The sequence below is a fragment of the bacterium genome, from assembly GCA_024228115.1.
Lineage (GTDB): Bacteria > Myxococcota_A > UBA9160 > UBA9160 > UBA6930.
The window spans coordinates 1-4760 of record JAAETT010000094.1 but is presented as its reverse complement, the minus strand read 5'-3'; the positions used below and the strand labels follow the sequence as shown (position 1 = coordinate 4760).

General features: G+C 65.4%; 3 protein-coding genes. 2 read left to right on the top strand and 1 reads right to left on the bottom strand.

The features are described from left to right. Positions 1–134: 134 nt before the first annotated feature. Positions 135–1793, bottom strand: coding sequence for a S8 family serine peptidase (locus tag GY937_05030; GenBank protein ID MCP5056075.1), 1659 nt, complete (start codon positions 1791–1793; stop codon positions 135–137). Between the two features lie 140 nt (positions 1794–1933). On the opposite strand from GY937_05030, the gene GY937_05025 reads away from it, so the two are divergent. Both GY937_05025 and GY937_05020 read left to right on the top strand, forming a co-directional pair. Further along, entirely contained in the window at positions 1934–3247 is a 1314-nt protein-coding gene (locus GY937_05025) for a M18 family aminopeptidase (GenBank protein MCP5056074.1), read from the top strand. A gap of 30 nt (positions 3248–3277) precedes the next feature. Then, complete coding sequence (locus GY937_05020; GenBank protein MCP5056073.1) at positions 3278–4624, top strand: UTP--glucose-1-phosphate uridylyltransferase; 1347 nt, start codon at positions 3278–3280, stop codon at positions 4622–4624. Positions 4625–4760: the final 136 nt, after the last annotated feature.

The following is a 4760-nucleotide window of genomic DNA, read 5'->3' as shown; positions in this document are numbered from 1 at the left end:
GAAGCACACTCCGCATTCGCGCCACGGAATGGGCATCGACCACCCAAAACGAGATCCGTCAGCGTCAATCGCCGCGCGGCACGCTGAAACATTGGAAAGCCAGCTTCTCAGCCAACTTTCGTGCATAGTTCAGGCTAGGCGGGCGCGGAAGCTCTGCGGCGCCGAGCGGCCAGGATCAACGGCAGAACCAACACCAGCTCGAAGCCCACCCCGCAGGAGCTGCCGGGGTTGGTCTCAGAGGTATCGAAATCCGACGCGCAGCCCGGGTCCGGAGAGGCTCCGGTGAAGTCGATCCTTCCGTCCCCGTCGTTGTCGATGCCGTCCTGGCAGGCCGGGTCCTCCGGCCAGAAGCCCGTCAAACAGCCCGGATCGCTCGGGTAGTCGGCAAATCCGTCCACATCGTCGTCCAGCCCGTTGAAGCACTCGCCTGGTGCGAGTGATTTGATGGTCAACTCGACGTCGATTCGCGGTTTCGTGATGCCGTTGCGTGAGTCGGTGACAGGAGCTCCCGTATCGATCAGAGCCTGAACTCCGGCATCCACGGTCAGGCTCGGAGTTGCTGAGCGCATGGCGGCAAATGCGCCCGCGACGAAAGGGGCCGCCATGGAGGTTCCGGTCGCGTTCAACCATAGGGTGCCGCCGAAGAGGCTCGGCGGCACCGATGATTTGATCAAGGTTCCGGGCGCAAGGAGCGTCAGGAAGGACGCGCTGTTGGAAGAGGCGTTGACGACATCACTATCGGTGGTGTTGCCGACGCTGATCATATTGGTGAAGCAGGCCGGTGAACCCATGGCGTTGGTGAAGCTTTCGTTGCCGGAAGACGCGACCGGTGCGATCCCTGCGGCACGAACGGCCGCGACCTCGGAGGCCATGAGTGGGTCGCTTGCGTTGCAGTCGCCCTGGGTCGTGTATTTCCCTCCGCCCAGGCTCATGTTCACCGCCGCGATCGGGGAAGTCGCAGCGACCCGAGCAAAGTTCAGGCCCGCGAGGATGTCAGAGGAGAAGGCCAGGGGGCACGGATCGGGAGCGCTACCGCAATTCGCACTCCCGGTGAACTCCGAGAATACGCGGATCGCGACGATATCGGCGCCCGGGGCAACTCCGGTGTAGGTGGCATGGGCGCCAGCGGCGATGCCCGCTACGTGGGTGCCGTGGAAGCAATCCACCGAGTACGCGCAGTTGGGGGCGGAACCGGTTCCGACCAGCTGCGTCACACCGCCGGGGCAGTCTCCCAGAATCGAGAAGCAGGCTTCTTCGACGACACGGCCGCCGAACGTGGTATGGCCCGAGTCCACGCCCGTGTCGATGATGGCCACGGCCCAGCCCCTGCCGTCGTACATCACTTCAGCGGTCAGGTCTGCACCGACCACCGGGATGCTCTGGTACAGGCCGGGTGCGTAGAGCCGATCCGGGTAGACCGCAACGACGTCCGGCGAGGCAGCAAGCGCCGTGAGGGTGGCCGAGTCTGCTTCGATCGCGAGCAGAGGGAGTTCGTCGAAGCGACGCATGCGCTGCTTGGCCTGGGCCGGAAGGCGTGCCTCGATCCGGGCGCTGGTGTCGGCAATCCGCCGCCGGTCGACGGCCATCCGGGCTCGCCGGCTCGCGGTCGCAGCGAAGGCCGGGTCCGCGAACTCGACGATCACCCGAGTACTTCCCTCGCTCAGCACACGGGTATGCACCTCCGCAGGGATGCTGGACGGCTGGGCTGACGCTGCGCTGCCGGCCAGCAGGGCGGACAGGGCGAGGCCGAGTAGCCGAAGCCGGTGCTGGGGTAGGATGGACGCGAGCATCATGGGCGGATCGTCAGCCTAAGGGAGGTTCTGAGAGGCGTGGGTGACCGGCCTCACGGTCTAGCGGAGGCTGGAAATCGGGGCGTCGACTGAGCCCAGCCGCGGCTCGCTCGGTCAGGCGGAGGTCCGTATCATCGGCGCCCATGACCGACCTCGCGGCTGACCTCCTGACTTTCATCGATCGCTCGCCGACGCCCTACCACGCGGTTGCGGAGGGCCTCGACCGGCTCGCGGCAGCCGGGTTCGAGCCCCTGGACGAAGGCGAGGCCTGGGAGTTGGCTCCGGGCGACGCCCGGACCATCGTGCGGGGAGACGGCTCGCTGCTGGCCTTTCGGGTCGGAGAGGTGTCGCCCGCGGAGGGCGGTTTCCGGATCGTCGGCGCCCATACGGATTCGCCGAACCTGCGCGTGAAGCCGCTTCCCGATGTCGGCTGCGAGGGCTACCAGCAGCTGGCGGTCGAGCCCTACGGCGGCGTGTTGCTGCACACCTGGCTCGACCGGGATCTCAGCCTTGCAGGCCGCGTGAGTTTCGAACGGGACGGGCGGTTGTGTTCGGCGCGGATCGATTTCGACCGGCCGCTTCTGCGAATCCCGAACCTCGCGATCCACCTGTACCGCGAACTGCGTAGCGACGGCTTCAAGGTGAACGCGCAGAAACACACGGTGCCGGTGGTGGGCCTGGAAGGCACGCCGGAGCTGGCCGAGCTTGTCTCCGCCGAACTGGGCCGGGCGGGCGAAGGCAACGTGAAGCCCGAGGATCTGCGCGGCTGGGATTTGATGACCGCCGATTGCCAGCCGGCGGCCTTCGCCGGCAGCGGCGAGGAATTCGTGGCGGCGCCGCGGCTGGACAACCTGGCGTCTTGTCATGCGGGGCTCACGGCCCTGCTTGCGGCCGGAGACTCGCCCTCGCCAGCGGCCACGCGCGTGGTCGTGCTCTACGACCACGAAGAAGTGGGTAGCCGAAGCGCTCAGGGTGCCGGGGGCACGTTCCTGTCGGATGCGCTGGAACGCATCGTCAGTGGTTTCGAGAAGCCCGAGCCTCAAGGTTTGGCCCGAGCCGCAGCACGATCCACGCTGATTTCAGCAGATATGGCCCACGCCGTGCACCCGAACTACGCCGACAAGCACGAAGCGGGCCACCGGCCGCGGCTCGGCGGGGGCCCTGTGGTCAAGGTGAACGCTGGGCAATCCTATGCGAGTGATGCCCAGACCGTTGGGCTCTTCAGCAGCCTTTGTCGGCAACTGGGGTTCGAGCCCCAACATTTCGTCACGCGCAACGATCTGCGTTGTGGTTCGACGATCGGACCGATCTCGGCGGCACGCGTTGGCATCCGCACGGTGGATGTAGGCAACCCGATGCTCTCGATGCATTCCTGCCGGGAGATGGCGGGCCGAGCGGATGTCGTTCCGATGATCGACGTTCTTACTGCGTTCTTCCGCGGCGCATTGGAGGGCTGAGTGGCCGCTTTCGATCCTTTCGCAGAAAAGATGCGTGCAGAGGGGCTACCCGAGCTCGCGATCCGCACCTTCCAGTACTACTACGAGCAGCTCGAGGAGGGCGCGAGCGGAACCTTCTCGAAGGCGGAGATCGAACCGGTCTTCGAGGTACCGAGCGCCGAGGAACTCGATACCCGGGGTGCCGGAAAGAAGGCGCTGGCGCATACCGTCGTACTCAAGCTGAATGGCGGTCTGGGCACGTCGATGGGCATGACCCGCGCCAAATCGCTGCTGCCGGTGAAGGACGGAAACAGCTTCCTCGATGTGATCGCGAAGCAGATCCTCTGGCTGCGCGAACAGCACGCTTGCCCGGTGCCGCTGCTGTTGATGGATAGCTTCCGGACCCGTGACGATTCGCTGGCGGTTCTCGCGAAGCACGAGGGTCTAGCCGGCAAGCTGCCGCTCGATTTCCTTCAGCACAAGGTTCCGCGCATTCGTGCTGACGACCGCACGCCGATCTCCTGGCCCGCCGAGCCGAGCTACGAGTGGTGCCCGCCCGGTCATGGAGATCTCTACACGGCGCTCCTGACCTCGGGCACCCTCGATGCCCTGGTCGACGCGGGTTTTCGCACGGCCTTCGTTTCCAATGCGGACAACCTGGGCGCGGTGCTCGATCTCGAGCTGCTCGGCTGGTTTGCCGAATCCGGCGCGCCCTTTGCGATGGAGGTCAAGGAGCGGACCATCGCGGATCGAAAGGGTGGCCATCTGGCGCTGCGCAAGGGTGGCGGCCTCCTCTTGCGCGAGACGGCCCAATGCCCGCCGGAAGAGCAATCCGAATTCGAGGACATCAAGCTCTATCGCTTTTTCAACACCAACAATCTGTGGCTCGATCTGCACGCGCTTCGTGAAACGCTGAGGGAGCGCGACGGTGTGCTCGGCCTGCCGATGATCAAGAACCTGAAGCCCGTCGATCCCAGGGATCCGAACTCCCCCGAAGTGATCCAACTCGAGACCGCGATGGGTGCAGCCCTCTCGGTATTCGATGGTGCACGTGCGATCCGCGTTCCGGCTCACCGCTTCGCTCCGGTGAAGACCACCAACGACCTCCTCTCCGTTCGCTCCGATGCCTACGAGCTGTCAGAGGATTTTCGCATCGTGCCTGCGCCCGGCGCCCACCCCGAGGATGCGCTGATCGATCTCGACACGCGCTTCTTCAAGACCATGGACCAGTTGGAAGCGCGCTTTCCCGCCGGCCCGCCCTCGATGCGGGAATGCACGGAGTTGGTCGCGCGCGGCGACGTGCATTTCGGTTCAGACGTGGTGGTCCGCGGGGCGGTGCAGGTGGAAGCGCCCGAGGGGGAGGTTCTGCGCGTGCCGGATGGCGCCGTGTTGAGCTAGTCCCTTGTATCGACCAAAGGCGGAAGTGTTGTCATGCTAAGCACTGCGTCCCCCGCAGCCAATCGGTTCTCGCCGTGTCGCGGGCCGATTCATGGGGCCCGTATGTCGAAGAAGCGGTATCGGATTGACTTGACGG